Here is a 4044-nt window from a genome sequence, read left to right as displayed (position 1 = left end):
GGCGATGTCGAGAATGTCGTAGCCGCGATAGTGCAGGTCGTTGCCGGTCTTGCCGACGGTGCACAGCGCCGTGTTGCCCGCGGTCACGCCGGACAGCGCGACGGACTTTTTGGGTTTGAAGCCGCCTTCTGCGCCTGCGGTTCGCGTGGTCTCGCTCATCTGCCGCTGTCTCCTCGTTGCGTGCTCATTGCTTCACTTCCGGCGAAAAGCGGCGCGGCGTCTTGCGCAATGGCGCGGCCTGTGGATCGCGCACGGCGCAGCACCGACCAGTAATAGCGGTAGCTCGCGCGATCATGCAGCGTGTCGTGGTGGCGAGTGGGTCCCCATTGAGCCGACTGCGCAGCCAGCAAGATTTCCGTGGCCGTGGCGATTTCTTCGTCACGCGGCGCGAACGCCGCCACGATCGCTTCGATCTGCGCCGGATGAATGCTCCACATGCGGGTGTAGCCGAACTCGTTGCGGGCGCGCGCCGCGTCGTTCGCGACCACGCTCATGTCGCGCACTTCGGTGCTGACATTGTGCGAGGGCACCTTGCCGTGCGCATGGCAGGCCGCCGAAATCTCGAGCTTCGCGCGCCGCACGAGCGGATGATCGAACTGACCGGGCGAGCGCATTGCGGTGTCGGGAATCGCGCCGTCGTGCGCGGAAACGAAATCCATCAAACCGAAGCTCAATGCCTCTACGCCCGGCAGCGCGGCAAGGTCGAACACGCGGGCGAGCGCGCCGTGCGTTTCCACCAGCAACTGCACCGGCACCGGCCTCGCCACGCCGAGTTCGCGCCGCGTGGCCTCGATGAATGCGACCATTTCCGCCGCGTCGTGCACGCTGCGGATTTTCGGCAGCGTGATGTAAGCGGGCGCTTGCCTCGCGGCGCGCAGAATCAGGCGGACGTCGTCGCGCCAATGCGGGTGGACGAAGTCGTGAATCCGCACGCCGACCCGCCCAAAGCGATCGTGCTCACCGCCGATGAGCGACGCGACCAGCTCCGCGTGCTCCGCTTCACGGCCGACCTGAGCGCCGTCTTCGCAGTCGAGCGTGATGTCGAACACCGGTCCGAGCTGCTGCTGCAACGCGAGCGATTTGAGCATCAGCTTTTCACTGCCGGCGTAGTGGTCGCAGGCGGGCAGCACAGCGGGCGGCACTTCGCCGTCAAACAGCACTTCGGCGGGTGTGAGGGCGCGCATCTTCGGCGTCAGGGGCGTGGGTTTTGTTGAGGGAAAACCGATTCGGCCGCGTTCTGTCCGGTTTGACGGGCAAACCGGCAAAGCGCGTTCGGATCAGATGCAAAGCGCGCGGATGGCCGCAACGGCTCTCCGTATTCGCTTCGCACGAAAAAAACCGGAACCCGCTGCGACGACGCTACGGAGTTCCGGTTCCTCTGCATCAGGTGCTTAGCCGAGCAGATGTTGAACGCCTTCGCGTTCTTCCAGCAGTTCCTGCAGCGTGCCGTCCATCTTTTCGCGCGAGAACGCGTCGATTTCCAGGCCTTCTACGCGCTTATATTCGCCGTTTTCGCAGATCACCGGCACACCGTAGACGATGTCTTCGGGGATGCCGTACGAGCCGTCCGACGGGATACCCATGGTGACCCACTTGCCGTTGGTGCCGAGCACCCAGTCACGCACGTGGTCGATGGCCGCGTTAGCCGCCGAAGCCGCCGACGACAGGCCGCGCGCTTCGATGATCGCCGCACCGCGCTTGCCGACGGTCGGGATGAACGTGTTGCGGTTCCATTCGTCGTCGTTGATGAGCTTGGTCAGCGACTCGCCTTCGGCGGTCGCGAAACGGAAGTCGGGGTACATGGTCGGCGAGTGGTTGCCCCACACCGCCAGCTTTTCGATGGAAGCGACCGGTTTGCCCGACTTGGCGGCCAATTGCGACAGCGCGCGGTTGTGGTCCAGACGCAGCATGGCGGTGAAGTTCTTCTTCGGCAGGTCCGGAGCCGACTTCATGGCGATGTAGGCGTTCGTGTTGGCCGGGTTGCCGACCACCAGCACCTTCACGTCGCGGCTTGCCACTTCGTTCAGCGCCTTGCCCTGAACCGTGAAGATTTCGGCGTTGGCCGACAGCAGATCCTTACGCTCCATGCCCTTCGAGCGCGGGCGTGCGCCGACCAGCAGGGCCACGTCTGCGTCCTTGAATGCGACCTTCGGGTCGTCCGTGATCACGACGCCCGACAGCAGCGGGAATGCGCAATCATCCAGTTCCATCACGACGCCTTTGACGGCGCCTTGCGCTTGCGGCAGATCGAGCAGTTGCAGGATCACCGGCTGGTCCTTGCCGAGCAGATCACCATTGGCGATGCGGAACAGCAGGGAGTAAGCAATTTGACCTGCGGCGCCAGTGACGGCAACGCGCTTTGCGGGCTTAGCCATTGAGAAATCTCCAGGACGATGCGTTAGACGCTAGGGAAAACGCCATTCTATATGCGCGTTCAGTGAAGCGTTGTGAAACACGGCGGAATTCACTCCTCGCGGACGGCCCGCTGCCGGCCCGTTAATTGCGAGCCGGGAGCGGCGCTGCGGCAAGACCGCCATGCCGAACCGGTACTGCTGAGCCCTCTCAAGCCGGCGCTTCGCGCCGCTTCCGCCGACGTATGCAAACGTGCACGACGGCCGGTGCTTCCTGAAAGAGCGGGAGCGGACATTGAGGCGCCGGGGTAGCCGCTGCACGGTGCGGGCTCCTGCAAACAGCGCGTTTCGGCAAGCGTCTGACCAACGAATGGCGGCGAATCGAAACCTGGACTGCGTGGGAACAGCGGTGCAGAGTGGCTGCCGGTGCGTCGCAGTGCTGCGAAACCCGCTGCAGCCCGCAACCGCCGAAAAACCCGCAAACCCTTGCTCGACAAGGAGTGTAGGAGTCGACAGGCACAAAGTCAACATTATCTTATGTCTTATATAAGACACATCTATTGCGGGAGAAATGCTGGACGCGGCCCAGCCGTTTATGATGAAATGCGCGGATGAATTCGAACCCGGCCAACACCACGAATCCCGGCGGCCAGGCGGCCGCGGGCGAAGGTGTATCGGCGGCCGCCCCCGCTGCTTCGCCCACTTTCAGTCCGCTGTACCAGCAGATCAAAGGGCTGATTACGCAGAGTCTCGAAAGCGGTGAATGGAAGCCCGGCGAGATCATTCCTAGTGAAGTCGAATTGGCGGCCAGATACAAGGTCAGCCAGGGCACGGTACGTAAAGCCATTGACGAACTCGCGGCCGAGAATCTGCTCGTTCGCCGCCAGGGCAAAGGCACGTTTGTTGCGACGCACAACGAAGATCGCGCGCAGTTTCGCTTTTTGCGGTTACTTGCCGATGACGGCGCCGAACACCCGCACGTCAGCCGCCTGCTTGAATGCCGGCGCCTGCGTGCGTCGGCGGATATCGCGCGGCAACTCGACCTTAAGCCGGCAGATCCCGTCGTGTTGATCAAGCGTTTGCTCCAGTTCGACGGCGAAGTCACCGTGCTCGACGAAATCTGGCTGCCCGGCGCCGTGTTTCGCGGGCTCACGCTGGAGCGGCTGTCGGAATACAAAGGTCCTCTTTACGCGATGTTCGAAACCGAGTTCGGTACCCGCATGATCCGCGCCACGGAGAAGATCCGCGCGGTCGCTGCGGAGCCTTCGGTGGCCGATCTGCTGCAGGTGCCGCCGGGCTTTCCGCTGCTGTCGGTCGAGCGCGTGTCGTACACCTACGGGGACCGGCCGGTGGAAGTCCGGCGCGGTTGGTATGTCACAACCGGGTACTACTATCAGAACGATCTCAGCTGAATCGGCTGGATTCAGGGTGCGGCGTCCCACACGCGCGCCTTTTGCCGGTGCCTTTATTACGCGTGCTGCAAGGAACCTGTCGGCAGTTTCGCTGCAGCGCGAAAATAAAAGGCGCTAAAATTGCGGATTGGTGTGACTACATAGCAGGGGGTCTAGCATGGCTGAAGCGGTGAAAAAACCGAGGCCGGAATTCCGGAACATCGGTATCGGGCAGATATTGACGGCGTACCGGCTGCCGCTTGCCGGGCGGGTGTCGATCCTGCATCGCGTGAGCGGGGGGC

Annotated in this window: 3 protein-coding genes and 2 pseudogenes; 2 read left to right on the top strand and 3 right to left on the bottom strand. The window is 63.0% G+C overall.

Translation table 11 applies throughout. The annotated features are described in order from the left end of the window. From HV711_RS32910 to HV711_RS32900, 3 genes and pseudogenes are all read right to left on the bottom strand, one after another. A pseudogene (locus tag HV711_RS32910) lies at positions 1 to 159 on the bottom strand (2-methylcitrate synthase); the annotation flags it as partial. Beyond that, positions 156 to 1184: an HpcH/HpaI aldolase/citrate lyase family protein gene (locus tag HV711_RS32905; protein ID WP_035484148.1), complete on the bottom strand. Its 1029-nt coding sequence runs from the start codon at positions 1182 to 1184 to the stop codon at positions 156 to 158. The gene HV711_RS32905 and the pseudogene HV711_RS32910, both read right to left, overlap by 4 nt. Before the next feature lie 207 nt (positions 1185 to 1391). Next, on the bottom strand, positions 1392 to 2375 hold the full coding sequence (locus HV711_RS32900; RefSeq protein ID WP_013342069.1) for a malate dehydrogenase: 984 nt from the start codon (positions 2373 to 2375) through the stop codon (positions 1392 to 1394). A 587-nt stretch (positions 2376 to 2962) separates the two neighbouring features. Between HV711_RS32900 and HV711_RS32895 the strand changes: the two genes are divergently transcribed. Next, entirely contained in the window at positions 2963 to 3763 is an 801-nt protein-coding gene (locus HV711_RS32895) for a GntR family transcriptional regulator (protein ID WP_013591367.1), read from the top strand. A gap of 157 nt (positions 3764 to 3920) precedes the next feature. Further along, positions 3921 to 4044: pseudogene (locus HV711_RS32890) on the top strand (succinate dehydrogenase, cytochrome b556 subunit); the annotation flags it as partial.

The sequence above is a fragment of the Paraburkholderia phenoliruptrix genome (assembly GCF_902859825.1).
Classification (GTDB): Bacteria; Pseudomonadota; Gammaproteobacteria; order Burkholderiales; family Burkholderiaceae; genus Paraburkholderia; species Paraburkholderia phenoliruptrix.
This window is presented reverse-complemented; position numbering and strand designations above follow the sequence as displayed.

Excerpts from the sequence above, each read along its gene's own strand:
- HV711_RS32895 (WP_013591367.1), top strand. The coding sequence starts at position 2,963 with ATGAATTCGAACCCGGCCAACACCACGAATCCCGGCGGCCAGGCGGCC.
- HV711_RS32905 (WP_035484148.1), bottom strand. The coding sequence starts at position 1,184 with ATGCGCGCCCTCACACCCGCCGAAGTGCTGTTTGACGGCGAAGTGCCG.
- HV711_RS32900 (WP_013342069.1), bottom strand. The coding sequence starts at position 2,375 with ATGGCTAAGCCCGCAAAGCGCGTTGCCGTCACTGGCGCCGCAGGTCAA.